We start from the raw sequence: 26,767 nt of genomic DNA, 5'->3' as shown, positions 1-26,767 counted from the left end.
ACAGAGGGTGCACAGGGGGTGCATACATGTCACCCCCCTCCCCGGCCCCGGTTTGAAGACAGCAAAAAGCCCCGGATGTTTCCATCCGGGGCTTCGTGTTTTGGGGTCTCTCCGGCTCAGCCGCCGAAGTCGTCCAGCATGATGTCCTCGCGGTCCACACCCAGATCCAAGAGCATGTTGATCACCGACTGGTTCATGATCGGCGGGCCGCACATGTAGAACTCGCAGTCTTCCGGCGCCGGGTGGTTCTTGAGGTATTCCTCGAACAGGACGTTATGGATAAAGCCGGTGTAGCCTTTCCAGTCGTCCTCCGGCTGCGCGTCGGACAGGGCGACATGCCATTCGAAGTTGTCGAACTCCTCCGCCAGCTGGTCGAAGTCCTCGACAAAGAACATCTCTTTCTTCGAGCGCGCACCATACCAGAAGCTGATCTTGCGGTCGCGGTTCTGCAGACGCTTCAGCTGGTCGAAGATATGGCTGCGCATCGGCGCCATGCCGGCGCCGCCGCCGATGAAGACCATTTCCTTCTGGGTGTCGCGGGCAAAAAACTCGCCGAACGGACCGGAGATGGTGACTTCGTCGCCCGGTTTCAGGTTGAAGATGTAGGACGACATCTTGCCTGCCGGAATGTCGCTGGACCCCGGCGGCGGCGAGGCGACGCGGACGTTCAGCATGATGATGCCCTTCTCGTCCGGGTAGTTCGCCATCGAATAGGCGCGCTCGACCGGCTCATCCACGACGGACTTATACTGCCACAGGTTAAACCGGTCCCAGTCCTCGCGGTATTCTTCCTGCACGTCGAAATCAGTGTAGGACAGCTGGTGGGCGGGCGCCTCGATCTGGATGTAGCCGCCAGCGCGGAAGTTCACATCCTCGCCTTCGGGCAGCTCCAGCACCAGCGCCTTGATGAAGGTCGCCACGTTGTCGTTGGAGCGCACCTTGCAGCGCCACTTCTTGACGCCAAAGACCTCTTCGGGGACTTCGACCTCCATGTCCTGCTTGACCGCAACCTGACAGGACAGGCGGTCGCCGCAGGCGGCCTCGCGCTTGGTGATGTGGCTTTCCTCGGTCGGCAGGATCGAGCCGCCGCCGGAATGCACACGCACCCGGCACTGGGCGCAGGTGCCGCCGCCGCCGCAGGCGGAGGGGACAAACAGTTTCTCAGCCGCCAGCGTCTGCAAGAGCTTGCCGCCCGCAGGCACCGAGATGGTTTTTTCACCGTTGATGGTGATGTTGACGTTGCCGGACGCGACCAGGCGGGAGCGGGCGGCCAGAATGATGGCCACCAGCGCCAGCACGATCAACGTGAACAGGACAACGCCGAGCGAGAAAGTTTCCATAACTTCAGACGCTCCCTTACAGTTTGACGCCGCTGAAGGACATGAAGGCCATCGCCATCAGACCCGCGGTGATAAAGGTGATGCCCAGGCCCTGCAGGCCGTCCGGCACGTCGGAATACTTCAGCTTCTCGCGCACGCCCGCCATCGCGGTGATCGCCAGCGCCCAGCCAAAGCCGGAGGAGAGGCCGTAAGTGGTTGCTTCCGCGAAGTTGTAGTCGCGTTCCACCATGAACAGCGATCCGCCCAGGATGGCGCAGTTCACCGTGATAAGCGGCAGGAACACCCCCAGCGCGTTGTAGAGCGGCGGGAAGTACTTATCGAGGATCATCTCCAGGATCTGCACCATCGCCGCGATCACCCCGATATAGGAGATCAGGCCGAGAAAGGTCAGATCCACATCCGGGAAACCCGCCCAGGCCAGCGCGCCCGGCTTCAAGAGGTAGGTCAGCAGCAAGTTGTTGGTCGGCACGGTGATGGCCTGCACCAGCATCACCGAAATCCCCAGACCCAGCGCGGTGGAGATCTTCTTGGACACCGCGATGAAGGTGCACATGCCCAGGAAGAAGGAGAGCGCGAGGTTCTCGACAAAGATGGCCTTAACGGCGAGTGAAATCAGCCCTTCCATCAGTGCGCCTCCACATTCTGGATTTTATATTCACGCTCTTCGACCTGGTTCGGCTTCCAGGTGCGGAACGCCCAGATCAAAAGGCCGATCACGAAGAACGCCGAGGGCGGCAGCAGCAGCATGCCGTTCGGCACATACCAGCCGCCGTTGTTCACGGTTTCCAGGATGGTGATGCCAAACAGGGAGCCGGAGCCGAACAGCTCGCGGATGATGCCGACCAGCATCAGGATCAGGCCATAGCCCATGCCATTGCCCAGGCCATCGATGAACGACGCCACCGGCGGGTTGCTCATGGCAAACGCCTCGGCGCGGCCCATCACGATACAATTGGTGATAATCAGGCCAACAAAAACCGACAGGGTCTTGGAGATCTCAAAAGCATAGGCCTTGAGCACTTGGTCCACCAGGATCACCAGCGAGGCGATGATCACCATCTGCACGATGATCCGGATCGACGAGGGGATCTGGTTGCGCAGGATAGAGATGAACATCGACGAGAACGCGGTCACAAATGTCACCGCCAGGGTCATCACAAACGCCACCTGCAGAGAGGAGGTCACCGCCAGCGCCGAGCAGATGCCCAGAACCTGCAGCGTGATCGGGTTGTTGTCGACCAATGGGTCGACCAGCATGTCTTTCTTGGTCTGCGCCATCAGAGCTCTCCCGCTTTAAGGGCGGCCAGGAAGGGTGCATAGCCCTCTTCGCCCATCCAGAATTTCACCAGGTTGTCCACGCCGACAGAGGTCAGCGTCGCACCGGCCAGCGCGTCGATATGGTGCTCCGGCCCGGCAGGGCCCTGCGCCTTGGCAACGCTGATCTGCAGCTCGCCGCTTTCGTCATGCAGCTTCTTGCCCTGCCACTGGGATTTCCAGCGCGGGTTGTCCACCTCGGCGCCGAGGCCCGGGGTTTCGCCGTGCTGATAGAACTGCAGGCCAAAGATGTCGTTGCCGTTTTCCTCAACCGCGATGAAGCCATAGAGGGTCGACCACAGGCCGTAGCCGTGGATCGGCAGGATCACCTTGTCCAGATCGCCGTTTTCCTCGCGCAGCAGGTACACGGTCTTGTAACGCGACTGGCGGCCGATGCCCGCCGGGTCGTTCTCCAGCGCACGGCTCAGCTCCGGGTCCTGCGCAGCGGCCAGACCGTCGAAATTGGCGGCGTCGAACTGGTCGGTGAATTCACCGGTCTCCAGGTCCAGCACCCGCGGCTCAAAGGCGGCAAAGGCTTCGGCCACGTTCTGGCCCGGCTCATAGAGGCCGGCCACCTGCAGCACGTTCAGCTGCTTGTCGCGTTTCTTGTTGATTTCCTGCACCGGGCGCAGGGACACGGCGGCGGTGGACACGATCATCGAGGCCACCAGGCAAACGGCAACAGCGATGAACAAGGTCTTGCCGACAGAGTCCGGCGACGCGGCGAGGAAGCGGCCAATCAGGCCTTTGCTTTGGGTCTCAGCCATGGCGGCGCGCCCTCCGTTTGATGTTTGCCTGCACGACGAAGTAGTCGATCAGCGGTGCAAAGACGTTGCCGAACAGGATCGCCAGCATCATGCCTTCGGGGAAGGCAGGGTTCAGCACCCGGATCAGCACCACCATCACACCGATGAGGGCACCGTAGATATAGCGGCCCGCGTTGGTGTGCGACGCCGAAACCGGCTCTGTCACCATGAACACCAGGCCAAAGGCATAGCCGCCCAGCACCAGGTGCCAGTACCACGGCATCGCAAACATCGGGTTGCTGTCGGAACCGATCAGGTTCAGCAGCATCGAGAAGGCGATCATGCCCGCCAGGCAGCCCACGATCAGGCGCCAGTTGGCGATTTTGGTGAACAGCAGAAAGCCCAGACCGATGGCGCAGGCCAGCGTCGAGGTCTCGCCGAAGCTGCCCTGAATGATGCCAAAGAACGCATCCGACCATTCGATGCCCTTGGCGGCCAGCGCCTGCACGCCATCAGCCGCAGTCACACCCAGCGCGGTCGCGCCGGAGAAGCCGTCAACCGGGGTCCAGACCGCATCGCCCGACATGTTCGCCGGATAGGCGAAATACAGGAACGCACGGCCCACCAGTGCCGGGTTCAGGAAGTTCTTGCCGGTGCCGCCAAAGACTTCCTTGCCGATCACCACGCCGAAGATGATGCCAAGCGCCACCTGCCACAGCGGCGCGGAGGCCGGCATGATCAGGGTGTAAAGCATCGAGGTCACAAGGAAGCCCTCGTTCACCTCATGGCCGCGGACGGTGGCAAAGATGACTTCAAAGATGCCGCCCGCAACCAGCGTCACGATGTAGATCGGCAGGAAATACAGGAACCCGTGCGCGATATTGGCCATCGGGTTTGCCGCATCCAGCGAGATGCCGAACATCTGCAGCAGGGCAATCCGCCAGCCGGTGGCCGCATCAGCCCCCAGCGCGGCAATTGCCGAGTTGGCCTGATAACCGGTGTTCCACATGCCCCACAGGATGCAGGGGATGGTAGCGATCACCACATAGGTCATGATCCGCTTCATATCGACGTATGAGCGGGCATGCGGCGCCACCGAGGTGACGGTTTTCGGGGTATAAAGGAAGGACTCCACCATCTCGTAGACGGGGAAGAGCTTTTCGTACTTGCCCCCCTTCTCGAAATGCGGTTCGATCCTGTCAAAGAAGCTGCGCAATCCCATCCGGCTCAGCCCTCCTTTTCAATCTTGGTCAGGCAGTCGCGCAGCGCCAGCCCGTATTCGTACTTGGCCGGGCAGGCAAAGCCGACGAGGCCCATGTCCTCTTCGTCCAGCTCCAGCGCACCCAGCGCCTGTGCGGTGTCGGTGTCCATCACCAGCAGCGCGCGCAAGAGCTGCGTCGGCAGGTAGTCCTGCGGCATCAGCTGCTCAAAGGTGCCGGTGGGCACCATTGCCCGGCGGCCGCCGTTGAGGTTGCTGGTGAGGCTGAACAGCTTGCGGCTGAGGGCCGAGCCCAGCACCGGCTGCACCGCGTATTTGCCGCCCATGGGGCGGATCCAGCCGAGCGGGATCTGCTTGCGGTCTTCTTCGATGATCGCAACCTGGCGGGCAAAACGGCCGAGGAACGCCAGCGGACCAGCCGCCTGGCGGCCCGACAGGATCGACCCGGAGATTACCCGCACCGGACCGTCCGCGGCAATCTCTCCACGGGTCAGCTCATCGGTGGAGGCGCCTGTCACGGTACGGACCAGACGGGGGCTGCGCGCAGCGGGACCGGCGATGGCAACCACGGTGGAGGGGTCCAGGCGGCCGGTCAGCAGCAGGCGGCCGATAGCAATCACGTCGGGGTAGGACACGGTCCAGACCTGATCATTCGCACGCACGGGATGTAGGAAATGGATGTGGGTGCCCGCGAGGCCCGAAGGGTGCGGGCCGGAGAAACCCGCAGCCTCGACACCGGCAAGGTTCGCGCCCGGAATGCTGTCGCCCGTCTTCTGGCACAGATAGGTGGTGCCGTCGGTCAGCAGGGTCACGGCCTTGAGGCCGGCCTCAAACGCCTCAGCCGCATCATTGATGATCACGGCGGCGTCGCCAGCCAGCGGTTCGCTGTCCATCGCAGTGACAAAGATCGCGGCGGGCTTGGACCCCGGCTGCGGCATCTTGGAATAGGGACGGGTGCGGAAGGCGGTCCAGAGACCGGCAGCGCACAGCTTCTCTGTCAGCCCTTCGGCAGTGTCAGCATTGCCGGTGGCAGAGAAATCAATGCCGGTGTCTTCGGCATCGGAAACCGCAATCACCACGCTTTCCAGAACCCGGCGCGCGCCGCGGTTGATCGCCACGACCTTGCCGGTCACCGGCGCCACCATCAGCGCGGCCTCGGCATCCTTGTGGCAGAACAGCGGCGTGCCGCGGCGGACTTCTTCGCCTTCCTGCACCAGCATGCGGGGTTTCAGACCCATGTAGTCGGGGCCCAGCACGGCCACCGAGGTGATGGAGGGACCGTCGTGGATCACCTGCTCCGGTGCGCCTGTCACCGGCAGATCCAGCCCCTTTCTCAAGTTAAATGTCTTCATATTTGCGCTACGTCCCTCCAAGGCCGAATCCCGTGGCGGTTCTTACCCCGTTCCGGCAGCGGCGGCAAAGAAAACGCACAAAACGCCGTTTTCCGCACATCCGCACAGCCTGTCCTGATTTCCGGCGCACTCGAATCAAATTCGGCGCCGAATGGCAAGGCTGTGCCCCTGCCTGTTTCCCAATTTCCTGTGCACTGCGCGCTTTTATCAGACTGTTGGCGCTCACGGGTCTTGGGAAACCGTCAAAGCGGACGGGCGGAAACGGCAACAGCATTCCGGCAGGCGCCGGCAAGGCGGTCCTTTGTGCCCGTCAGTCTCAACAGGCTGTAGAAATTGATTCTACCAAATACTGCGTATTCAGGCGTCCCAAACGGCCTGCGGCGCACCCATCAGATCGCGGTCAACGGTGATGCCCAGTCCCGGCGCATCCGGCACCAGCACGCCGCCGTCCTGCACCGGCGCATCAAACTCCGCCGTTTTCAGCGTCACCATATCGCGGCAGTCCAGAATGCAGCGCAGGGACCGCTCTGGCACCGTCGCGCCCAGATGCGCGATGGCGGAAAATGCCACCACAGACCCAACGGTATCCTGCACGCTGACGGTGGCGCCCGCAGCCAGGCACATGTCCCGGTGCCGCCGCCCATGGGTCAGCCCGCCGGCCTTGGAGATCTTGAGGCCGATGCCGTCCGCCACGTCCTCCGCCAGCATCAGCGCGATGTCCTCATCCTGCTGCACCAGTTCATCCAGGATGATCGGCACAGTGCAGCGCTTGCGCAGCGACATCGTCTCGCGCCAGGTCGTGCAGGGCGCTTCCAGCACAAAGTCCAGCCCCTCGGGCAGCATCCGCAGCATCCGCAGCGCGGTTTCCGGCGCCAGACCGCCATTTGCGTCGACCAGGAAGAACTCCCCCGGCTGCCGGTCGGCCAGCGACGCGCGGATGCGCTCGGCGTCCAGCGCCGGGCCGCCTTCGCCGTCCAGCGCACCGATTTTCACCGAATGGCCCAAATAGCCCATCTCCCGGTGCTGCGCGACACGGGCGCGCATGTCCTCGGGGCTGCCTGCGTAGATCGAGGAGATCACCGGCAGCCGTTTGCCGGTGGAACCGCCTAGCAGTTCGCAGACCGGCAGGTTCACCGATTTGCCGAACAGGTCCCAGCAGGCCAGATCAATTGCGGACTTGGCGTGGTTGTGGCCCAGCAGCGCCTCGTCCATCGCTTCATTTATACGGTCCATCTGCCGCGGGTCACGGCCCAAGAGATAGGGCGCGATCTCGGCAATCCCCGCCCGCACACCCAGCGCATGCGCCGCGATGTAGGTGGAACCAAACGGCGTGCTTTCGCCCCAGCCCTCCAGCCCGGTGTCGGTGGTGATGCGTACAAAAGTCGCGTCAAAACTGCGGTACTCCCGCCCGCCTGACAGCATGTAAACGCCGCCGGAATACGGCAGCTCCAGCTGATACAGCTCGATCTTTTTGATCTTCATGGCGTTACTTCCGGGATCATCAGCACCAGCTTGCCGGTATGGGCCTTGCTCAGGAAGTCCTCCTGCGCGGCGGCGATCTCTGCCAACGGATAGGTCTTAGCAACCAGCGGGCGGATTTCGCCGGCCTCAATGTAGGAAATAAGGTTGGCGAACACCTCATCCTCCTGAAAGGTGCAGCCCATCAGGGTCAGATCCTTGAGGTAGAGCGTGCGCACGTCGATTTCGCTGATCGGCCCGGCAATGGCGCCGGCGGTGGCGTAACGCCCGCCGCGGCGTAAAACATCCATAAACGCGGGCCATTGCGGACCGGCAACCAGATCGACAACCACGTCGATGGAGCCTTCGCCCAGCTCGCTGCGCAAATCGGCGTTGCGGTCGACCACGCGGTCGGCGCCAAGGGCCAGCACCTCATCCGCCTTGGCGGCGGAGGACAGCGCGATCACGGTTGCGCCGCGCCGCTTGGCCAGCTGCACGGCGGCGGAGCCGACGCCGCCGGAGGCGCCGGAGATCAGCACGGTTTCCGCGCCCAGACCCACCCGGTGCAGCATGTTCTCCGCAGTCGAATAGGCGCAGGGGATCGAGGCGAGTTCCGCATCGGACCAATCGCAGTTCACCGCATGGGTTTCGCGCGCAGGCGCCACCGCAAACTGCGCAAAGCCGCCGTCGCATTCGCTGCCGAAGGTCCAGCATTCATAGGGGCGGTAGTCGACGTAAGATCGCAGCATATTGCGCACCAGCACCCGCTCGCCGGTGCGGGCGGGATCGACCCCCTCCCCCACCGCGGCGATGCGGCCGCAGGCATCCGCACCTTGAATGCGCGGGAATTCCAGCGGCTTGCCGGACCAGCTGGCGTCATCGCCGTTGACGCTGTCGAACCCGGTGGCGCCGCCTGCGTTGGTGTCGGCCTCCACCGCTTTGGAGTACCAGCCGATGCGGGTGTTGATGTCGGTGTTGTTGATGCCGGCCGCCGCCACGCGGATCAGCACCTCGCCAGGGCCGGGCTGCGGCACCGGCACGTCGGTGCGGTATTCCAGTTTATCAATGCCGCCGTGACCAGTCAGCAGGACTGCTGCCATTTTCTCCGGAATCATGCCCGCGCCTCCCTTTCAAGAATAAGGTTGGCCGGCCCTCCCCTGCCGGCCAAAACAGGGCGCCGTCCCCGCGGGGACAGCACCCTGAAACTTGTCTCACAGCTCCAGCGGATGCGCGCGGCCGCGCTCCGCCAGGCGGCGGTTCAGTTCCCTTGCCTCCGGAAGGCCAGCCTCCAGCGCAAAGACAAAGGCATGGGTCAGGTAGAAGCAGGCCGCGTCGATATTGCCCGCGGCCTCTGCCTGATCCCCGGCCAGTGTGTACAACCGGACCAGCGCGGCGCTGTCCTTGTCCGCATGCGCCTGCAGCAGCGCGTGGTCGAGCTCTGCGCGCTCCATCCCTCAGCCCTTCAGCGAGATCGCGATGTTCTTGGTGCGCACATAGTTATAGAGCGCCTCCAGTCCCTTTTCGCGGCCAAAGCCTGATTTGCCGACCCCGCCGAACGGGGTGGAGATGCCGCCCGCGAACCATTCGTTCACAAACACCTGCCCGGCGCGAAGACGGTTCGCAACCCGATGCGCCCGCGCCAGATCGCGGGTGAAGACGCCCGCGACCAGCCCGAACTCGGTGCCGTTCGCCATGGCGATTGCCTCGGCTTCGGTGTCAAACGGCGTGAAGCAGGTGACCGGGCCAAAGATCTCCTCCTGCGCGACGCGGGACGCGGGATCCACGTCCGCCAGGATGGTCGGCGCCATGAAATACCCCTCACGCTCCAGCCGCGCACCGCCCGAAGCCGCGCGGGCGCCGCTTTGGCGGGCGGTGCCGGTCAGGGTCTCAACGCCATCCAGCTGGCGGGCGGAGATCACCGGGGTGAGGCCGGGATTTTCCAAGCCGTGCCCAACGCTCAGGCCGTTCGCCAGCGCGGCGGCGCGTTCCACCGCCTCGCCGTAGATCGAGCGGTGCACCAGCACCCGCGACATCGCCGAACAAACCTGACCGGCGTTGTAGAAGATCCCGCTGTGCAGGGAGGACATCAGCGTGTCGAGATTGGCGTCCTCGAACGCCACCGCGGCGGATTTGCCGCCCAGCTCCATCAGCGCGGGCGTGACCGGATTGGCCGCGGCGCGCAGGATCGCCTGGCCGGTCGGGACCGAGCCGGTAAAGACAATCTGATCCACCGCCGGGCTTTCCACCAGCCGGGCGCCCAGTTCGGAACCAATGCCGTTCAGGATCGAAACCGCCCCCGCGGGGACCTCCGCGCGTTCCAGCGCCACGCCCAGCATCGCCAGCGCCATCGGGTCCAGTTCCGGCGATTTGATTATCGAGGCGTTGCCCGCCGCCATCGCGGGCGCCAAGGAGCGCGCCGCAATCGACACCGGGAAGTTCCACGGCACGATCTGGGCAGAAACACCGTAAGGCTCATAGACCGTGTAGTCGGCGTAGTCGGGGCCAAGCGGGATCGACTTGCCTTCGATCTTGTCCGCCATGCCGCCGTAATATTCGAAATACTGCGCGGCCTCTTCGAATTCATCATGCGCGGCACTCAGGCTCTTGCCGCTTTCCCGGCACAGCAGATCCGCGCCCTCATCCGCGATGCCGCGGATCTCCGCCGCGATGCGCTGCATCAGCTGGCCGCGTTTGGCGGGTTTCATGGCGGCCAGATCGCCGCGCTCGAAACTGGCGCGGGCGGCGTCCAGCGCTTTGGCGAGGGTTTCCTCACCTGCCAGCGCGCAGTCGGCCACGTGCTGGCCGTTGCCCGGATCCTCGACGGCCATGCGCGCACCGCCGTCGCCTTCGACCCAGGAACCGGCCAGGAAATTCCTGGCCAGCCCGTCTTTCAGAAAAGAACTCATGCCTCGCGGCCCTTGGTCACCTGATCGGCCACCCAGGCGTGGAAGTTGTGGGTCGGCCCGTCCATCGCAGGCGAGAAGCGCCCGCCATCGAAAAGCTCGCCATGGCGGCCCTTCTGCATGCCCTCGACGACAAAGACGTCCTCTTCGAACACGGTCTTCCACAGCTTGGCATTCTCGGTGCGCAGCTCTTCCAGCTCCGGCGTGTCCTCGTTGGACTTCGCATAATAGAGCTCAATGTGCTCAACGGTGTTTTCGGTGTCGACCGGCTCCAGGATGATCGCAAAGGCGTGGTCGCGCTGCACGCCCAGAAGGACGTTCGGGTAAACCGCGGTGTACTCGCCGCCTTCGTCCCATTTGCTGCTGAGGCCCTCGAAATCCGGAAACACCTCGCCGTTCTCACCCTTCATCTGGCGGTAGACCAGGGTGCCCTGGCCGGAATACTTGCCCGGCACCTCGATGTTGTAGTGATCTTCCAGCCGGGAATAGCTGTTGAGGCCCGGATGCACCCACGGCAGGTGGTAGCTTTCGCAGTAGTTCTCCACCGCCAGCTTCCAGTTGGTTTTGACTTCCAGCTTGAAGCCGGAATCCGCGCCGCCGTGATGCACCGGAGTGTCGAATTCCTTCCAGCGCTCCAGCAGGTCGGCGTGGGCCTCCTCGAACTCCGGCGCGGTGCCGTCGACATTCACGAACACCACGTCGCGCCAGACGCAGGAGCGGATGCGCACCAGGCCCAGCTCGTCCAGCTTGATGTCTTCATGCTTGTTGTTGCCGGGGCCGCCCACGTGGGGAGTGGAGACCAGGCGGCCGTTCAGGCCGTAGCACCAGCTGTGATAGGGGCAGCGGATGGCGCCGCGGATCTTGCCCGGCTGTTCCACCAGGATCATGCCGCGGTGGCGGCAGGTGTTCTGAAAGACACCGATGGCGCCATCGGTGTCACGCACGATCAGCAGCGGCATGCCGAGGAAATCCACCGGCTTGGCATAGCCCGGCTCCGGCACGTCCTTGCCAAAGCCGATGCCGGACCAGTTCTTGAACAGAACCGAGCGTTTTTCTTCGGCAAAAACAGCGGGGTCGATGTAATGGGCGTTCGGCAGGCCGTTTGCGACGTTGACCGGAGCCATCACCGGGGCAAGCGAGTCATGCTTGTTCATCTGGGGTCTCTCCAAGGCAGGAAAAAGATGTGCGCGTTTTGCGCCATTGAAGGCAGAGACCGGATTTCCTCAATATCAGGAATTTTCGCGCTGAGGTTAGCTGAGCTCATCCGAGCTTCGATTGACCTCGCCAATCACCCAATTGCGAAGCAAACGGGCGGATTCCGACAGATCGGCGTCCGGCCGGCCTACCAGGTGAAAACCGTGCGGCGCCGCCAGAACATGCGGGCCGATGGGCACCAGCTGGCCGGAAGTGAGCAACGGGTGCAGCAGCCGCTGCCAGCCCAGCACCAGCCCCACGCCGTCCTGCGCCGCCTGCAGGGCCACAGCGTAGTTGTTCACCCGCACGCCCGGCGCGATGGGTCCGCTGTAGCCCAGTTGCAGAAACCAGTCCGCCCAGGTGGTCCAGCTCTTGTCGTCAGACTCCAGATGCACGAGCCGCTGCTGCGCCAGTTCCTCCAGCGGGCAGCCCGTGAGCTTCTGTGCCAGGTCCGCATTGCCGACAGGCACCAGATGGTCGCGGTACAGTTCGGTCTGCTCCAGCCGGGTATCGCGCTCGCGCCCGTAGCGGATATAGAAATCCACGTCCGGCATGCCGCGCAACGGGCGGTCGTTGACGATCTGGTTGACGTTCACATCCGGGTGTTTGCCCCAGAACCGCACCACCGACGGCGACAACCACAGCGAGGCAACGGCAGAGGTGGAGCCAATGGTGACGGTATCCCCGGTCTGGCGGCCGCGGATGGTCTTGAGACTGAGCGAAATCTTGGAAAATGACGAGGCCAGGGTGTCAAACAGCGCCTCGCCTTCCTCCGTCAGCTCCACCCCCCGGTGTTTGCGCTGGAACAGCGGCGCCTGCAGCTCCGCCTCCAGCGCCTTGACCTGATGGCTGACCGCGCCGGGGGTGACCGACAGCTCCTGCGCCGCGTTCTTGAAGCTCAGATGCCGGGCCGCGGCCTCAAAGGCAGCCAGGGTGGTCAGCGGCGGCAGGTTGTAGTGGCGGCGGGACATCTGCGGCTCCTGGCATACGGCTCGGGTGAACGGTCTTCATTTCAATATGGGAAAATCATCTTTGAAAGCCAGTCCGGAAATTTGGGGCGGGTGCCGTTTTCATGTAATGAAAACGGCCATGAAAAATCGATTTTTCATGGCCGGAAACCGCGCCGGTTTCCGGCGGCCTCAGTCAATCCGCCCGCGCTGAAGCATTGGCGTCACGTTGAAGGCAGCCTTGTAGACCCGGGAAAAATGCCCCGGGCTGTCAAACCCGCAGCTGAGCGCCACGTCGGTCACCGAAGCCTCAGTCTGGATCAGCAGGTTGCGGGCACGTTCCAGCCGCATCTCCATCGAGTATTTTTTCGGTGAGGTGTTGAGATATTTGCCGAACAGCCGCTCCAGCTGGCGGGTGGAAATGCCGATTTCCTCTGCAATGCGGGCGGGGGAAATGGGATCGCTGATATGGTCGTGCATCATCTGGATGGCGCGGGCCAAATGCGCGTTGCGCATCCCGTTGCGCGATTGCAAAGACACACGCTGCTCCGCCGTCGCATTGCGCACCGCGTTATAGACCATCTGATCCGCCACTGCGACGGCGAGGTCATAGCCGTGCGCGCGTTCAATCAAATGCAGCATCAGGTCCGCCGTCGCGGTGCCGCCAGAGGCGGTGACGTGTTTTTCATCTGCCACAAACACGTTGCGCACCAGGTTCACCTCCGGGAACGCCTCCATGAAGCTGTCATGATATTCCCAATGGATCGCCGCCTGCATTCCGTTCAGAAACCCGGCCTCTGCCAGCACCCAGGCCCCAGAACAGAGCGCGCCCACCGCAACACCGCGCGCCTTTTCCCGGCGCAGCGCGGCCAGCAGCGGCTTGGTCACATGGTTGCGCATATGGATGCCCGACAGGGCAAACAGCCGGTCGCATTTCGGAACCGCGTCAAAGCCGTAATGCACCAGCGTCACCGATCCGTTTGAGCAGGTCGCGGTCTCGCCATTCTCCGATCCGAACGACCAGTCATAAAGATCCTGGCCGCTGACCAGGTTGGCGATCCTGAGCGGCTCCACCGCGCAGGAAAACGCCAGATGGGAAAACTCCTCAACCAGGAGAAAGGCAAAATGCTGGGTTTTGGTCATGGATCAACCATCTGACTTGAAACGCTGGGCGGGCCTGGCTGCACGGCCCTCGCGCCCCGGACAGGCTAGGCCCCCTGCCCTGCCTGCCGCAAGCCGCGATGCGCCCGCAGCTTGCACACACCATATTTTTTCTGTGTACACAATATGTATTTTCATGTCATAGAGCCAGCAAGCCAGAGAATCCCGCACCGCAAAGCGGCAGGAGACAGACCCATGAAAGACGCCTCAAGGAACCGGAAGGCTGCGCTCTACAGCCGCCTGAAGACCGCGATCATGACGCTGGAGCTGCGCCCGGGCGCCGATCTGGATGAGGCGAAACTCTCAGAGGAGTCGGGCCTCTCGCGCACCCCGCTGCGCGAGGTGCTGCGCCAGCTTGCCGGCGAGGGCTATGTGGACCTGCGGGAAAACCGCGGCGCGCGGGTCAGCGAAATGTCGCATATGACCCTGCGCGATTTCTTCCTGGCGGCGCCGATGATCTATGGCGCGGTGATGCAATTGGCCGCCAAACACGCAACGCCCGCGCAAATCACTGCGCTGAAAGAGGCGCAGGATGCCTTCAAGTCCGCCCTGCGCAGCGGCTCCAGCGCAGACCGCGCGATGGCCAACAACCGCTTCCACGAGATCACCGGCGAGATGGCCGACAACATCTATCTGCTGCCGTCCTTTCAGCGTCTGCTGATCGACCACGCCCGTATCGGCATGACCTTCTACCGCCCCCAGGACGCCCGGATGGCGGAGAACCTGGATGAGGCCAGCGCCCAGCACGACGCCATCATCGCCGCCATCGAGGCCGGCGACGAGGCGGCGGCAGGCCAGCTGGCGATTGCGCATTGGAACCTGTCGCGCGACCAGATCGAGCTGTTCGTCATGCCCGCCGGGCTGGACATGCCGCTGGGAACCGTCGCCCGCAAAACCCCTGCATGAGGATGACATGACCCCTATTTTCCGGTTTGAGGGGATATACACCCCTGTGGTGACACCCCATTTCGAGGACGGCAGCGTCAATTGGGACGCGCTGGCCGAGGTGATCGACTACCTGGTTGAGAACGGCGTGCACGGGCTGATCTCCGGCGGATCGACCGGCGAGAACTATGCCCAGACCGTGGAGGAGCGCGTGGCATTGGCGCGCTTCACCCATGACCGGCTGGCGGGCCGCCTGCCGCTGGTGGTGGGCACCGGCGCGATGCTGACCAGCGATTCCATCGCGCTGGCGACCGGCGCCAAGGACATCGGCGCCGATGCGATCCTCTTGGCCTCGCCGCCCTACTCGGTCCCGACCGACCGCGAAAACGCGCTGAATGCGCTGGCCATCGACAAGGCCGCCGATCTGCCGGTGATGCTGTATAATTACCCGCACCGCACCGGCACGATGATGGGCGAGGAGTTCCTCGACCGGGTTGGCCGCTCCCGCAATTTCTGCGGCATCAAGGAAAGCTCCGGCGATATCAACCGGGTGCATCTGCTGGCCCGCGACTACCCGCATATCCAGCTGGGCTGCGGCATGGATGATCAGGCGCTGGAGTTCTTCGCCTGGGGCGCGCCCTTCTGGGTCTGCGGCGGTTCAAACTTCCTGCCCCGCGAACACGTGGCGCTCTATAAGGCTTGTGTGATTGAGGGCAATTTCGCCAAGGGCCGCCGGATCATGTCGGCGCTTATGCCGCTGATGCGTGTCCTCGAACAGGGCGGCAAGTTCATCCAGACCATCAAGCACGGCGTCACCCTGAACGGCATCGCAGCCGGCGCCATGCGCCCGCCATTGAAGGGCCTGAACAAGGACGACAAACGCGCGCTGGAACAGGTCGTGCGGGTGCTGAAACAGAAAATCGCAGATATCGAGGCGGAGGGTTAAGGAATGACTTTGCTTACTCAGGACGAATACAATTCCATCGCCGCCAATCTGGACCTGCCGACGGCTGCGTTCATTGACGGCAAGTTCTGCCCCGCTGCGTCCGGCAAGACCTTTGAAACCGTGAACCCGGCCACCGGCGAGAAGCTGGCGGACATCGCGGCCTGCGGTGCCGCGGACGTTGATGTCGCGGTCGAAAAGGCGCGCGAAGCCTTCGACGATGGCCGCTGGTCGCGGCTTCATCCATCGGAACGCAAGGACGTGCTGATCCGGCTGTGCAAACTGATGACCCGCAATGCCCGCGAACTCGCCGTGATGGAAAGCCTCGACAGCGGCAAGACCATCTATGACTGCGAAACCGTCGACGTGCCGGAGACCATCCACTGCATCAAATGGCACGCAGAGGCGATCGACAAAATCTATGACCAGGTGGCGCCCGCCTCCGACGATCACATCGCCATGGTGCTGCGTGAACCTATCGGCGTGGTTGGCCTGGTACTGCCCTGGAACTTCCCGCTCTTGATGCTGGCGTGGAAGATCGGCCCGGCGCTGGCCGCCGGCTGCTCCGTTGTGGTGAAACCAGCTGCCGAGACCACCCTGACCGCGCTGCGCGTGGCGGAACTGGCGATGGAAGCGGGCCTGCCGCGCGGTGTCTTGAACATCGTGCCCGGCGGCGGCGGCGACGTGGGTGAACCCATCGGGCGGCACATGGATATCGACATGGTCTCCTTCACCGGCTCCACCGTGACCGGCAAGAAATTCCTGTCCTATTCGGCAGAAAGCAACGCCAAGGAGGTGGTGCTGGAGATGGGCGGAAAGAACCCGGCCATCGTGATGAACGACGCCGAGAACCTGGACCGCGTGGCCCAGCATATCGTCAACGGCGCATTTTGGAACATGGGCGAGAACTGCTCGGCTTCGTCGCGCCTGATCGTGCACAAGGACATCAAGGCAGAGCTGCTGGAGCGTATCGCGCACCACGCCAAGGCCTGGAACGTGGGCGACCCGCTGGACCCGGAGGTCCGCATGGGCGCGCTGGTGTCACGGGCGCATTTCGACAAGGTCTGCGGCTATCTGGAACTGGCGGAAAACGTGGTGCTGGGCGGCAAGTCACACGACGGCGCCTTTGTCGAACCCACCGTGGTCGAGGTTCCGGGCAATGACGCGGTTTTGGCGCGCGAGGAGATCTTTGGCCCCGTCCTGTCGGTGATCGAAGTGTCCGGCTTTGACGAGGCGATCCGTATCGCCAATGACACCCAATACGGCCTTTGCGCCTCGATCTTCACCGCCAATGCCAAACGCGCCATCCGCGGCGCGCGCGCCATCCGGGCAGGCACAGTCACCGTGAACAGCTTTGGCGAAGGCGACATTTCCACCCCCTTCGGCGGCTACAAACAGTCGGGCTTTGGCGGCCGCGACAACTCTGTCCACGCCCACGACCAGTACACCCAGCTGAAAACCATCTGGATCGACCTGGCCGACGACGCAGACGAGGCCGTGGATTGACCGCCTACACCGCAAAACGCCTGCCCCGGCAGACCGGGGCTGCGGGGTGGAATGCCATCCTGCCGCCCCAAGACGCCCTGCCGGTGCTGGACCAGGATCTGTCCGCAGATGTCACCATTATCGGCGGCGGTTTTGCGGGCCTGTCCGCCGCCCGCCGCCTGCACCAGCTCGACCCCTCGTTGAAGGTGGTTCTGCTGGAGGCCGGGCGCATTGCCGAAGGGTCCGCCGGGCGCAACTCCGGCTTCATGATCGACCTGCCGCATGACCTGGCCTCCGACAATTACGCCGGCGCAGGGCTGGAGGCAGACAAGGCCGCGATTGCCATGAACCGCAAGGCGATTTCCTTTGCCGCGGAGGTGGCGCAGGACTGCGCCCTGCCGCAGGAGATGTTCGACCCCGCGGGCAAGATCAACGCCGCCGCCACCCGCGCGGGCGATCAGCACAACCGCGATTTCGCCGCCCATCTGCAGCGGCTGGGCGAGCCGCATCAGCTGCTGAGCCACCAGGAGATACAGGAGCGCACCGGGAGTGCGCATTACACCTCCGGTCTTTATGCACCCGGCACGGTGATGATCCAGCCCGCCGCCTATATCCGCGCCCTGTCGGCGCATCTGGCTGGGCAAATTACCCTGTTTGAAAACACCCCGGCCACTGGTTTTGAGAAACAGGGCGCAGGCTGGTTGGTGACAACCCCCAAAGGGCGCATCAGCACCGGCAAAATTATCCTGGCCAGCAACGGCCATCTGGAAAGCTTCGGCTTCTACCAGCGCCGCCTGATGCATATCTGCCTCTATGCCTCGATGACCGGGCGGCTGACGCCAGAGCAGATCAAACGCCTGGGCGGCGCAAGCCGCTGGTCGGTGACGCCAGCCAACCCGATGGGCACTTCTGTCCGGCGGATATCGGGATCTTACGGCGACCGCATCCTGATCCGCAGCTGCTCCAGCTTCCACCCCACCCTTGAGACCAGCCAGATGCGCCTGCGCAACGCGGGCTGGGTGCATGACCGCAAGTTCACGGAACGCTTCCCGCAGCTGGGGGATGTGCAGATGGAACACCGCTGGGCCGGCATGCTTTGCCTCAGCCGCAACGGGTCTGCGGCGTTCGGGGAGCTGGATCAGGGTCTTTATTCCGCCTGCTGCCAGAACGGCCTTGGCATCGCTCGCGGCACCTTGCAAGGGATGGGCATAGCCGAGCTGCTGCTGCAGGGCGGCTCGCGGATCGCCAGCCATTTCCAGGCCCAGCCAATGCCGCCCAAACTGCCGCCGGAACCCTTTGCCTCGCTGGGCGCCAATACCTACCTGATGTGGAAGGAATGGCGGTCCGGCAAGGAGTAGAGGGCGGAGGGGGCGCTGCCCCCGGCCTGCGGCCTCCCCCGGAGTATTTTTGCAAAGGTGAACAGGCGAAGGTCCGGGCAGGCCCCCCGCGCGCCAGTTCCGTCTTCCTCAAAAGGTTGCCACAGGTGCGCCGAACCGGCTCTCATCCGGGAGGACGCCAAGGCCCGGTCCCTGCGGCAGGGCGATGTGCCCGTCCTCAACGCAGATGCCGTTTCCGCTGTCATAATGCCCGTCAATATACGGCGCGGCGATCCACACCCCTTCCAGCAGATCGGGGCGCACGGTAGCGCCGATGTGGGTGCAGGCGGCGGCCAGGATATCGCCGCCCCAGGCATCGTCGCAGGTATGGGGCACGCCGCCCGCCTCGCAGATATCGCGGAAGGCGCGCATCGGGTGCAGCCCGCCGATCCGGGTGAGCTTCATGCCGAAACCATCCGCCTGTCGGCGCCCGACGGCCTCGGTCACAATGCCCAGATCCTCTGAGCTTTCGTCCATGTAGAGCGGGTGGCACAGCAGCGGGCGCAGCGCCTGAAGCTCCTGCAGGCTGGCGCAGGGCTGTTCGATCACCAGCGGTATTTCCGCACAGCCGCGGCTGACGAACTGCGCGTCCCGCATGGTCCAGCCGCGGTTGGCATCCAGCGCCAGCCGCATGCCGCTGCCGCGGATCTTCTCCCAGACATGATGGGCCACGGCGATGTCTTCCTGCACGTCGCGCCCGCCTGCCTTGACCTGCAGCCGCCCGTAGCCCTCGGCGCGCTTCTCCCGCGCGATGCGGGCGGCTTCTTCGGGGGTTTCGATGCCGATTGCATAGTAACTGGGCACCCGTTCGGTCACCGCGCCGCCCAGCAGATCCGCCACCCGCAGCCCCAGATGCTTGCCCAGAACGTCATGCAGGGCGATGTCCAGCGCCGCCTTGGCATAGGAATGCCCCATCAGCAGGCTGTTCATCCGCCGGTGCAGCGCCAGCACCTGGCACTCCAGCCCAATGAGCCCCGGCGCCATCTCTGCCAGCGCCGCCCGCGCGCCCCTGGCATGCGCCTTGTCATAAACCGGCCCCAGCGGGCAGGTCTCGCCCCAGCCGGTCAGGCCATTGTCCGTCACCAGCTTGACCAGCGTGGTGTCCAGCGCATGGATCTGCGATGCGGCCATGGTGTAGGGGCCGTTCTTCACTGGCAGATCATGCTGGTAGATATGGATTTCCGCGATTTTCATGAGTCTGCCCTGTCAGAAAAAAGCCCGCCCTCTATCGTTAGGGCGGGCCAGTCGGGGAGGAAACCTAGCAGCTTTGGTTCAGCTCGTCCGCGGCGGGGATTTCCCGCTCGCGCCGGGTGATATACTCCAGCAGTTCTTCGTTCTTGGCCTCGTCCAGCTTCGGCTCCTGGTAGTCCGCCAGCAGCTTTTTGGCGCGGGTCAGGGCGCGTTCGGTGATCTCGGCGCTGCCCTCGGCCTGCCATTGCTCGATAGAGTTGTTGTCAAAAAGCTCCGGCATGAAAAACGCCTCCTGGAAGTTCTCCTGGGTGTGCGGATGGCCCAGGTAGTGGCCGCCGGGGCCGACATCCGGCACCGCCGCCAGCGCTTGGCCGAAGTCGTGCCATTTCGGGCCTTCCGCCATCCGGTAGGCCATGGCGCATTGCTCTGCATCGACGATGAACTTGGCGACCGAGCAGTGCATCCCGGCCTCGTTCCAGCCCGCCGAGTGCCAGATGTAGTTGGCACCCGCGTGCATGACCGCCGACAAGGTGGTCGCGGATTCATAACCCGCCTGCGCATCGAACGTCTTGGCCCCGCCCAGGGTGTTGGAGGTGCGCCACGGCACGCCGTAGTGCCGCGCCATCTGGCCGATCATGAAGTTCATCAGGCTGATCTCGGGCGTCCCCGCCATTGGCGCACCTGATTTCATGCTGACGGTCGACAGGTAATGGCCGTAAATCGCGGGCGCGCCCTTGCGTATGACCTGGGTATAGGCCAGCGCGCTCAGCGCCTCGGCATTCAGCTGCGCCACGGTTGCAGGGACGGACGCAGGCGTATTGGCGCCGCCCAGCACAAAGGGAGAGCAAAGCACCGGCTGGTTCCGGCGGCAGAAGGCGCGCATGGCGCCCAGCATGGTCTCATCCCAGACCAGCGGCGAGTTGCCGTTGCAATTGCCGGTCACCACCGGGTGGCTGTCGATGAAATCCGCACCGAACAGGATCGCGCACATGTCGATCACATCCTCGGCGTTCTTCGGGCTGGTGGTCATGCCCATGAACGTCTTGTCGGAGTATTTCATCGACGAGTAGGTGATGCGCAGATGGCGCTGGCTGATCGGATGGTCGTAAGGCTCGACGATGTGATGCGCGGAGGAATGCATCGCCGGCATCATATGCGCCAGCTTGTGGAACATCGCCAGGTCTTCCAGCAGCGGGTTGCGGCGCACGTCATCAAGGTCGCGCAGGAACGGCGCGCCGGTCATCGGGATGAACATCGAATGCTTGCCGCCGAGGCGGACATTCTTCTTGGGGTCGCGCGCGTGATAGGTGAAATCGCTGGGGATGGTCTGGATCAGTTCCCGCACGAGGCCGCGGTCCAGATAGACCAGTTCGCCCACAACCTTGGCGCCTGCGCGTTTCCAGTCCTCCAGTGCAATCGGGTCGCGGAACTGGACGCCAACGTTTTCCAGAATGTCCAGCGAGGCGTTGTCGATCATCTCAACCTGGGCGCCGTCCATCACCTCGCACAGCGGGATATTGCGGGTCAGCCCCGGCAGCATGTCGAATTTCGGGGCCGTTCGCAGGGCGCGGCGGGCGTGGCGGCCGCCGGAACGGGTGCGCGGGGCAGTGGCTTGCTCAGTCATCGCAGGGGTCTCCTTTGACAGTGAGTTTCGCCAAAAGACGCAGGGTTCACCTGCAGGATTGCGAAATCCGGTTGCAGAAACCGACACTCTGCCCTGCGGAACCGTCCTGGAGTCAGGCCAGTTGATCCGCGCAGACGGGAAATCAGGCCGTTAGACCCTAAACCAGCTGTTTTTCCGGGAATCTCCATGCCTTGGCGACTCGCGGACCCGATCGTTTTTGCGCATCATGCATACCGTGGCGAAAAATTATCCACAGGCCGTGAAAACCCATTCGGTGCCTAACAAGTTATTTTAATTCAATGCCTTACCCGGAAAACCTCTGAGATTCACCGTGTAAGGCACGGCGCCGGCGGACCCGGCTGCAACCTCTAACTGAAGGAATCTATTGCACAACTGCGTTCGCATTGCGTATAGAAACGATAAATAAGGCGCTGACGCAAAACAGCGTTACTATCGAGAGGGCAGCAGGTGGCAGTAGCACTCCACATCAATCAGCGTATCCGCGAGAACGCGGAGAACCTCAGTGCGGCTCTTAACAGCCACATGCTGGCGAGTTTTGCGCCGGATGCAAGGAAGGAATTGCGCCTGTTCAGTGCCGGCGAGGCAGCAGAGATGCTGGGAATCTCTGCCAGCTTCCTGCGCAAGCTGCATTTTGACGGCAAATTCCCCGAGGTGCACACCACCCCGGGCGGCCGCCGCCATTATTCCGCCGCCGACCTGATGGAAATGCGCAAGATCCTGGATGCCGCGGCCAAGACCCCCGGCACCTACCTGCGCGGCCGCCGCGAGGGCGACAAGGTGCAGGTGCTGTCCTTCCTGAACTTCAAGGGCGGATCGGGCAAGACCACGTCGTCCATTCACACCGCGCAACGGCTGGCGCTCAAGGGCTACCGGGTTCTGGCGGTGGATATCGACCCGCAGGCGTCGCTGACGACGCTTTTCGGCTATAGGCCAGAGGTCGATTTCCTCGAAACAGGGACGATTTATGACGCAATCCGCTATGATGACCCCCTGCCCTTGCGCGACATCATCCAGCAGACCTATTTCGCCAATCTAGACCTCGCCCCCGGCGGGCTGATCCTGCAGGAATTCGAACACGAGACCCCGCAGGCGCTGATCAACAACGTGCAGCCCGCGTTCTTCTCGCGCATGGCCGCCGCGCTGGAGGAGGTCGAGCAGGATTACGACGTGATCATCTTCGACTGCCCACCGCAGCTGGGGTATCTGACCATGTCGGCGCTCTGTGCCTCCACCGGCGTGATCATCACCGTGGTGCCGAACATGCTCGACATCGCCTCGATGTCGCAGTTCCTGCAGATGTCAGCCGAGCTGCTGGATGTGGTTTCCAACGCCGGGGCCGCGCTGGAGTTCGATTTCCTGCGCTTCCTGATCAACCGGTACGAGCCGAACGACGGCCCGCAGCAACAGGTGGTTGCATTTCTGCGGCAATTGTTCGGCGAGGAAGTGATGGTTGCCCCGATGCTGAAATCCACCGCGATTTCCGACGCGGGCCTGACCCAGCAAACGGTCTATGAGGTCGAAAGATCCATGTTTCACAGGTCAACCTACGACCGTGCGGTGGATTCACTAAATCAAGTTAACGATGAAATAGAATCGCTCCTTCAACAAGCATGGAGGCGTTGATGGCACGCAAAGGCATTCTCAGCACGGCACTCGGCAGCCCGGCAGCATCCGCTGGCGGGCCGAAACCCAAGATGATGCCGCGCGGCGCGGTCGGGGCGCTGCAATCCTCGCTCAGCAAGCTGCAGGAAAGCGCGGTGCAGGAAATCGACGCCGCGCTGATCGACGACGCGGGCTACGAGGACCGTCTGGGCCTGGACGGTGCCGCGCTTAACCAGCTGAAGGAGAGCCTGCGGACCTATGGCCAGCAGGTTCCGGTGCTGCTGCGCCCGCACCCCAAGGCGCCCGGGCGGTTCGAAATCGTTTATGGCCGCCGCCGCCTGATGGCGCTGCGGGAGCTTGGCCTGCCAGTGAAGGCGATGGTGCGGCAGTTGGACGACCACGCGCTTGTGATGGCGCAGGGACAGGAAAACACCTCGCGCCTGGATCTCAGCTTTATTGAAAAGGCCTCCTTTGCGGCGCAGCTGCAGAACGACGGCTATGACCGGCCGACAATTGCCGCGGCGCTGTCGATCGACCTGCCGATGGTGTCGCGGATGCTGAAGGTCGGCACCGCGTTTGAGCTGCCCTTCCTGCGGGCCATCGGCTCTGCCCCCGGCGTCGGCCGCGACCGCTGGATGATGCTGGTCAAGCTGTTCCAGGACCCCGCCGCGCGGGCCCGGGCCATCACCCGGACACACCGGCCGGATTTCACCACCTATGATTCCGACGGAAGGTTCGAGGCGGTTCTGACCCATGCCCAGGGCGTGAGCCAGGAGGTGAAAGCCCCCCCTGCCCCGCCGAAATCCCGCGCCTTGCCGGGCAGCAACGGCGCCGCAGTGGCAGGCATCAAGACAACCGCCAAGGGCATCACCCTGACGATCTCCGGCAAGGACACACCCGGCTTTGACGCCTGGTTCGACGAAAACGCAGAAGAGATCATGGCAGAGCTTCACGGCCGCTGGCAAAAAGACCAGCCCGAGCAGCCGGAAGACTGAAGAAGAGCAGAGAAAACAGGACAGGAGGCACGTAAGCAGGCAAAAGAAAAGCCCCCCAGGACATTACATCCCAGAAGGCCGTTCTCAGATTTAGCACCTTTGGAATAGCCCTTCAGACTCCTTAGTGTCAACTCCATGCGCTGCATGGGGGCGGGAATTCTTTGTCTTTCGTGAAAATAATCATGGAACAGGCGTCCCAAATCGCATTTGGGCGGCAGGATCCGTGCGGCCGGCTGGCGGGTACTCACGACAAGTGGGACCTTCTGGCTGCGCTGACGCACGCCGCCGCGGAATTTGAACTGAGCCACCGCACCCTTGGCGTCCTGAAGGCGCTGCTGACGTTTTTCCCGGAGCGCGCTTTGCCTGCAGAAGCGGACAGCGCCATCGTGTTCCCGTCGAACCGCAGGCTGATGGAGCGCTTGAACGGGATGCCCGAAAGCACCCTGCGCCGCCACCTGGCCGCCCTCACCCGGCTCGGCATTGTCAGCCGGAAAAACAGCCCCAACCGCAAACGCTACGCGCGCCGGGTTGGCGGGGACACCGCGATGGCGTTCGGCTTCGATCTCTCTCCCCTCGCCCGCCATGCCGCCCGGATCTTCGGTGCCGCCTTGAACGCCAAGGAACGCACCGAGCACCTGGCCGTTCTGCGGGACCGCGTTGCCGTGCTGCGGCAGGAGCTGCTGGACATTGCCGATGAGACGGCAGAGACACTGCTGGACGCGTCCCGCAAACTGCTGCGCCGCAAGCCCTGCGAAGCCGAACTCTCCGCAATGGCAGATCTCCTGCGCGCGGAAATTGCCAGCCGGACACCGGAGGAAACCCCGCAAGCTCCCCTGCCCGCTGCAGGCAAAATGAGCGGCCCCGTCAGCCAGAATGAGCGGCACATACAGGATTCAGTAAAAAATGATTCTGACTCTGAAGAGCCGCAGGCCAAAGCGCCCTGCCCTCAACCGCATGCCACAGACGGCAAGGCAGGCAATACAGAGAATGCAAGTGATCTGGCCAAGGTCCTGCGTGCCTGCCCAGAGGTTCAGGCCTACTATCCCGGCGAGCTGCGCAGCTGGCAGGATGCCGACCGCATTGCCGAAACCCTGTCGCCGATGATGGGGATCGAGATGCCGGTGCTGAGCGACGCCCGTGCCGCCATGGGCCGCAAGGACGCGGCAACAGCGGTGATCTGCATGCTGGAGAAACTCGGCACCATCCGCAGCCCCGGCGCCTATCTGCGGCGTCTGGCTCAGAAAGCGCGCGCGGGCCAGTTTTCCACCGCACCGATGCTGAATGCGCTGCTGCAGGCGGGGAACCGGGCGGAGATTGCCAGCTGACAATTTTCACAGGCTGCCGGTCTTCAGTGACCGGTTTGACGCGGTGAACACTGGATTTCAGCTTCTTCTGAACAGGAGCCTGAAGTGAATTGTCAGCTGACAACTTTTGAAGACAGCGTGAAACCCGCGCGGCGCGGCGCCGGTTTCCGTATGGGGTACGGATCTGGAACGGCGCAGTTTACCGGGCTGAAAACCACCCTGCCGCACTCCGGAACCGGCACCTCGTGACTGAAATTGTCAGCTGACAATTTTGACCTTTGCCTCGGGTTCCGGCGGCATTGCACCATTGCTTTCAGCGCTCGCCAGCGGCCACAGTGGCCGGGACACTCCCAGTCACAAAGGCAAAGCCTGCATGCTCTCCATCCTGAAGTACCGGACCTACCGGCATCTCTTTCTGGCCCAGATCGTGGCCCTGACAGGCACGGGCCTGGCAACCGTGGCGCTTGGCCTTCTGGCCTTTGATCTGGCCGGGGAGCGCGCAGGCGTGGTGCTGGGCACCGCATTGACGATCAAAATGGTGGCCTATGTCACCGTAGCCCCCATCGCCGCCGCTTGGGCCGAACAGGTGGACCGCCGCCGGATGCTGATCACTCTGGACATGGTGCGGGCCGCAGTCGCCGTTTGCCTGCCGTTCGTCACGGAGGTCTGGCAGGTCTATTTGCTGATCTTCGTGCTGCAATCGGCCTCCGCCGGATTCACGCCCGCCTTTCAGGCCTCGATCCCAGATGTGCTGACAGAGGAGAAGGACTACACCCAGGCGCTGTCGCTGTCGCGGATGGCGTATGAACTGGAAAGCCTGATCAGCCCGATGCTGGCCGCGGCGCTGCTGGTTCTGGTCAGCTCCTCGACGCTGTTCTGGGGCACCGCGGCGGGGTTTGCGGCCTCCGCCTTGCTGCTCGTCTCCATCGTTCTGCCGTCGCCGGAACCCAAGGCGCCGCGGCCGATCTGGCAGCGCACCACCCGCGGCATCCGCAACTATCTGCGCACCCCGCGGCTGCGCGGGCTGCTGGCAATGAATTGGGTGGTGTCTGCGATGGCCGCGATGGTGCTGGTCAACACGGTGGTGCTGGTGCGCGCCGGGCTGGGGCATGGCGAAAGCGCAGTGGCGCTGGCGCTGGCCTGTTTCGGCGGCGGCTCGATGCTGTCGGCCATGCTGCTGCCGCGGCTACTGGAGCGTCTGCCGGACCGCAGCGTGATGCTGGCAGGCGGCGCATTGGGAAGTGCTGCGCTGATGGGGCTGGCATTGGCCGCGCTGGTTCAGCCGCTGGGGTTTGCACGGCTGGCAATCGCCTGGTTCGTGATCGGCTTGGGCTACTCTGCTGTGATGACCCCTTCGGGGCGGCTGCTGGCGCGCTCGGCCCATGCAGCGGACCGCCCGGCCATCTTTGCCGCGCAGTTCACCCTTTCGCATGCCTGCTGGCTGGTCTTCTATCCGCTGTCGGCCTGGCTGATGGCGGCCTGGGGGGCAGGGGCGGCGATGCTGGTTTTGGCGCTGCTGGCCGCTGCCGGGCTGATCGCGGCGCAGCACCTGTGGCCCGCGGACAGTGGCGCGCCGGTTGCGCATGAGCACCCGGACCTGCCGCCGGATCACCCGCACTTGCAGGGCGGCCACCCGCATGCGCATCCGGTCATCATCGACGATCTGCACCCTCGGATGCCGCGGAAAGAGGGACACTAGCATCGCAG

General features: G+C 63.6%; 23 protein-coding genes. 8 read left to right on the top strand and 15 right to left on the bottom strand.

Annotated features, from left to right (window positions below; translation table 11 throughout):
* Positions 1 to 116: 116 nt before the first annotated feature.
* From nqrF to K3725_RS20745, 13 genes are all read right to left on the bottom strand, one after another.
* Positions 117 to 1,340, bottom strand: a complete 1,224-nt coding sequence (nqrF, locus tag K3725_RS20805; RefSeq protein WP_260018812.1) for an NADH:ubiquinone reductase (Na(+)-transporting) subunit F — start codon at positions 1,338 to 1,340, stop codon at positions 117 to 119.
* A 16-nt stretch (positions 1,341 to 1,356) separates the two neighbouring features.
* Complete coding sequence (nqrE, locus tag K3725_RS20800) at positions 1,357 to 1,965, bottom strand: NADH:ubiquinone reductase (Na(+)-transporting) subunit E (RefSeq protein WP_019296950.1); 609 nt, start codon at positions 1,963 to 1,965, stop codon at positions 1,357 to 1,359.
* A complete protein-coding gene (locus tag K3725_RS20795; RefSeq protein WP_039180203.1) occupies positions 1,965 to 2,618 on the bottom strand; it encodes an NADH:ubiquinone reductase (Na(+)-transporting) subunit D in 654 nt (217 codons plus the stop codon). Before K3725_RS20795 ends, nqrE begins: the two co-directional genes overlap by 1 nt.
* Positions 2,618 to 3,421 (bottom strand): Na(+)-translocating NADH-quinone reductase subunit C, encoded by an 804-nt coding sequence (locus tag K3725_RS20790; RefSeq protein ID WP_260018811.1) that lies wholly within the window; start codon positions 3,419 to 3,421, stop codon positions 2,618 to 2,620. The genes K3725_RS20795 and K3725_RS20790 overlap by 1 nt, the downstream gene beginning before the upstream one ends.
* On the bottom strand, positions 3,414 to 4,622 hold the full coding sequence (locus K3725_RS20785) for an NADH:ubiquinone reductase (Na(+)-transporting) subunit B (protein ID WP_260018810.1): 1,209 nt from the start codon (positions 4,620 to 4,622) through the stop codon (positions 3,414 to 3,416). Before K3725_RS20785 ends, K3725_RS20790 begins: the two co-directional genes overlap by 8 nt.
* Before the next feature lie 5 nt (positions 4,623 to 4,627).
* Complete coding sequence (locus K3725_RS20780) at positions 4,628 to 5,971, bottom strand: Na(+)-translocating NADH-quinone reductase subunit A (RefSeq protein ID WP_260018809.1); 1,344 nt, start codon at positions 5,969 to 5,971, stop codon at positions 4,628 to 4,630.
* 357 nt (positions 5,972 to 6,328) lie between these two features.
* Positions 6,329 to 7,453, bottom strand: coding sequence for a mandelate racemase/muconate lactonizing enzyme family protein (locus K3725_RS20775; protein WP_260018808.1), 1,125 nt, complete (start codon positions 7,451 to 7,453; stop codon positions 6,329 to 6,331).
* Positions 7,450 to 8,529 carry an alcohol dehydrogenase family protein gene (locus tag K3725_RS20770; protein ID WP_260018807.1) on the bottom strand — a complete coding sequence of 360 codons (1,080 nt, stop codon included), beginning with the start codon at positions 8,527 to 8,529 and terminating at the stop codon, positions 7,450 to 7,452. Before K3725_RS20770 ends, K3725_RS20775 begins: the two co-directional genes overlap by 4 nt.
* Before the next feature lie 111 nt (positions 8,530 to 8,640).
* Entirely contained in the window at positions 8,641 to 8,880 is a 240-nt protein-coding gene (locus K3725_RS20765; RefSeq protein ID WP_260018806.1) for a hypothetical protein, read from the bottom strand.
* Positions 8,881 to 8,883: 3 nt separating this feature from the next.
* Positions 8,884 to 10,335 carry an aldehyde dehydrogenase family protein gene (locus K3725_RS20760; RefSeq protein ID WP_260018805.1) on the bottom strand — a complete coding sequence of 484 codons (1,452 nt, stop codon included), beginning with the start codon at positions 10,333 to 10,335 and terminating at the stop codon, positions 8,884 to 8,886.
* Positions 10,332 to 11,486 (bottom strand): aromatic ring-hydroxylating dioxygenase subunit alpha, encoded by a 1,155-nt coding sequence (locus tag K3725_RS20755; RefSeq protein WP_260018804.1) that lies wholly within the window; start codon positions 11,484 to 11,486, stop codon positions 10,332 to 10,334. The genes K3725_RS20760 and K3725_RS20755 overlap by 4 nt, the downstream gene beginning before the upstream one ends.
* A 96-nt stretch (positions 11,487 to 11,582) precedes the next feature.
* Positions 11,583 to 12,497 (bottom strand): LysR substrate-binding domain-containing protein, encoded by a 915-nt coding sequence (locus K3725_RS20750; RefSeq protein WP_260018919.1) that lies wholly within the window; start codon positions 12,495 to 12,497, stop codon positions 11,583 to 11,585.
* A 168-nt stretch (positions 12,498 to 12,665) separates the two neighbouring features.
* Positions 12,666 to 13,616 carry a GlxA family transcriptional regulator gene (locus tag K3725_RS20745; RefSeq protein ID WP_260018918.1) on the bottom strand — a complete coding sequence of 317 codons (951 nt, stop codon included), beginning with the start codon at positions 13,614 to 13,616 and terminating at the stop codon, positions 12,666 to 12,668.
* 213 nt (positions 13,617 to 13,829) lie between these two features.
* Here K3725_RS20745 and K3725_RS20740 point away from each other — a divergent pair, with 213 nt between their 5' ends.
* The 4 genes from K3725_RS20740 to K3725_RS20725 are packed head-to-tail and all read left to right on the top strand — an operon-like array spanning position 13,830 to position 18,305.
* A complete protein-coding gene (locus K3725_RS20740; protein WP_260018917.1) occupies positions 13,830 to 14,540 on the top strand; it encodes a GntR family transcriptional regulator in 711 nt (236 codons plus the stop codon).
* A gap of 7 nt (positions 14,541 to 14,547) precedes the next feature.
* Positions 14,548 to 15,465, top strand: coding sequence for a dihydrodipicolinate synthase family protein (locus tag K3725_RS20735; protein WP_260018916.1), 918 nt, complete (start codon positions 14,548 to 14,550; stop codon positions 15,463 to 15,465).
* A 3-nt stretch (positions 15,466 to 15,468) separates the two neighbouring features.
* Positions 15,469 to 16,968: an aldehyde dehydrogenase gene (locus K3725_RS20730; RefSeq protein WP_260018915.1), complete on the top strand. Its 1,500-nt coding sequence runs from the start codon at positions 15,469 to 15,471 to the stop codon at positions 16,966 to 16,968.
* Positions 16,965 to 18,305, top strand: coding sequence for an FAD-binding oxidoreductase (locus K3725_RS20725; RefSeq protein WP_260018914.1), 1,341 nt, complete (start codon positions 16,965 to 16,967; stop codon positions 18,303 to 18,305). The genes K3725_RS20730 and K3725_RS20725 overlap by 4 nt, the downstream gene beginning before the upstream one ends.
* A 108-nt stretch (positions 18,306 to 18,413) precedes the next feature.
* On the opposite strand, the gene K3725_RS20720 is transcribed toward K3725_RS20725, so the two are convergent.
* Both K3725_RS20720 and K3725_RS20715 read right to left on the bottom strand, forming a co-directional pair.
* Positions 18,414 to 19,517: a mandelate racemase/muconate lactonizing enzyme family protein gene (locus K3725_RS20720; RefSeq protein WP_260018913.1), complete on the bottom strand. Its 1,104-nt coding sequence runs from the start codon at positions 19,515 to 19,517 to the stop codon at positions 18,414 to 18,416.
* Positions 19,518 to 19,581: 64 nt separating this feature from the next.
* A complete protein-coding gene (locus K3725_RS20715; protein WP_260018912.1) occupies positions 19,582 to 21,138 on the bottom strand; it encodes a trimethylamine methyltransferase family protein in 1,557 nt (518 codons plus the stop codon).
* 468 nt (positions 21,139 to 21,606) lie between these two features.
* Between K3725_RS20715 and repA the strand changes: the two genes are divergently transcribed.
* The 4 genes from repA to K3725_RS20695 all read left to right on the top strand — a co-directional run bounded on the left by repA (position 21,607) and on the right by K3725_RS20695 (position 26,759).
* Entirely contained in the window at positions 21,607 to 22,782 is a 1,176-nt protein-coding gene (gene repA / locus K3725_RS20710; RefSeq protein WP_260018911.1) for a plasmid partitioning protein RepA, read from the top strand.
* Positions 22,782 to 23,756, top strand: a complete 975-nt coding sequence (gene repB, locus K3725_RS20705; protein ID WP_260018910.1) for a plasmid partitioning protein RepB — start codon at positions 22,782 to 22,784, stop codon at positions 23,754 to 23,756. The genes repA and repB overlap by 1 nt, the downstream gene beginning before the upstream one ends.
* 182 nt (positions 23,757 to 23,938) lie before the next feature.
* Positions 23,939 to 25,081: a plasmid replication protein RepC gene (gene repC, locus K3725_RS20700; protein WP_260018909.1), complete on the top strand. Its 1,143-nt coding sequence runs from the start codon at positions 23,939 to 23,941 to the stop codon at positions 25,079 to 25,081.
* A 352-nt stretch (positions 25,082 to 25,433) separates the two neighbouring features.
* Positions 25,434 to 26,759, top strand: coding sequence for an MFS transporter (locus K3725_RS20695; protein WP_260018908.1), 1,326 nt, complete (start codon positions 25,434 to 25,436; stop codon positions 26,757 to 26,759).
* Positions 26,760 to 26,767 lie beyond the last annotated feature (8 nt).

Source organism: Leisingera sp. S132 (assembly GCF_025144465.1).
Classification (GTDB): Bacteria; Pseudomonadota; Alphaproteobacteria; order Rhodobacterales; family Rhodobacteraceae; genus Leisingera.
This window is presented reverse-complemented; position numbering and strand designations above follow the sequence as displayed.

Coding starts and splice junctions, on each gene's coding strand:
- repC (WP_260018909.1), top strand. CDS start 23,939: ATGGAACAGGCGTCCCAAATCGCATTTGGGCGGCAGGATCCGTGCGGC.
- nqrF (WP_260018812.1), bottom strand. CDS start 1,340: ATGGAAACTTTCTCGCTCGGCGTTGTCCTGTTCACGTTGATCGTGCTG.
- K3725_RS20780 (WP_260018809.1), bottom strand. CDS start 5,971: ATGAAGACATTTAACTTGAGAAAGGGGCTGGATCTGCCGGTGACAGGC.
- K3725_RS20795 (WP_039180203.1), bottom strand. CDS start 2,618: ATGGCGCAGACCAAGAAAGACATGCTGGTCGACCCATTGGTCGACAAC.
- K3725_RS20695 (WP_260018908.1), top strand. CDS start 25,434: ATGCTCTCCATCCTGAAGTACCGGACCTACCGGCATCTCTTTCTGGCC.
- K3725_RS20715 (WP_260018912.1), bottom strand. CDS start 21,138: ATGACTGAGCAAGCCACTGCCCCGCGCACCCGTTCCGGCGGCCGCCAC.
- K3725_RS20735 (WP_260018916.1), top strand. CDS start 14,548: ATGACCCCTATTTTCCGGTTTGAGGGGATATACACCCCTGTGGTGACA.
- K3725_RS20775 (WP_260018808.1), bottom strand. CDS start 7,453: ATGAAGATCAAAAAGATCGAGCTGTATCAGCTGGAGCTGCCGTATTCC.
- K3725_RS20755 (WP_260018804.1), bottom strand. CDS start 11,486: ATGAACAAGCATGACTCGCTTGCCCCGGTGATGGCTCCGGTCAACGTC.
- K3725_RS20720 (WP_260018913.1), bottom strand. CDS start 19,517: ATGAAAATCGCGGAAATCCATATCTACCAGCATGATCTGCCAGTGAAG.
- K3725_RS20765 (WP_260018806.1), bottom strand. CDS start 8,880: ATGGAGCGCGCAGAGCTCGACCACGCGCTGCTGCAGGCGCATGCGGAC.
- K3725_RS20790 (WP_260018811.1), bottom strand. CDS start 3,421: ATGGCTGAGACCCAAAGCAAAGGCCTGATTGGCCGCTTCCTCGCCGCG.
- K3725_RS20740 (WP_260018917.1), top strand. CDS start 13,830: ATGAAAGACGCCTCAAGGAACCGGAAGGCTGCGCTCTACAGCCGCCTG.
- K3725_RS20760 (WP_260018805.1), bottom strand. CDS start 10,335: ATGAGTTCTTTTCTGAAAGACGGGCTGGCCAGGAATTTCCTGGCCGGT.
- K3725_RS20745 (WP_260018918.1), bottom strand. CDS start 13,616: ATGACCAAAACCCAGCATTTTGCCTTTCTCCTGGTTGAGGAGTTTTCC.
- repB (WP_260018910.1), top strand. CDS start 22,782: ATGGCACGCAAAGGCATTCTCAGCACGGCACTCGGCAGCCCGGCAGCA.
- K3725_RS20785 (WP_260018810.1), bottom strand. CDS start 4,622: ATGGGATTGCGCAGCTTCTTTGACAGGATCGAACCGCATTTCGAGAAG.
- K3725_RS20730 (WP_260018915.1), top strand. CDS start 15,469: ATGACTTTGCTTACTCAGGACGAATACAATTCCATCGCCGCCAATCTG.
- K3725_RS20770 (WP_260018807.1), bottom strand. CDS start 8,529: ATGGCAGCAGTCCTGCTGACTGGTCACGGCGGCATTGATAAACTGGAA.
- nqrE (WP_019296950.1), bottom strand. CDS start 1,965: ATGGAAGGGCTGATTTCACTCGCCGTTAAGGCCATCTTTGTCGAGAAC.
- K3725_RS20750 (WP_260018919.1), bottom strand. CDS start 12,497: ATGTCCCGCCGCCACTACAACCTGCCGCCGCTGACCACCCTGGCTGCC.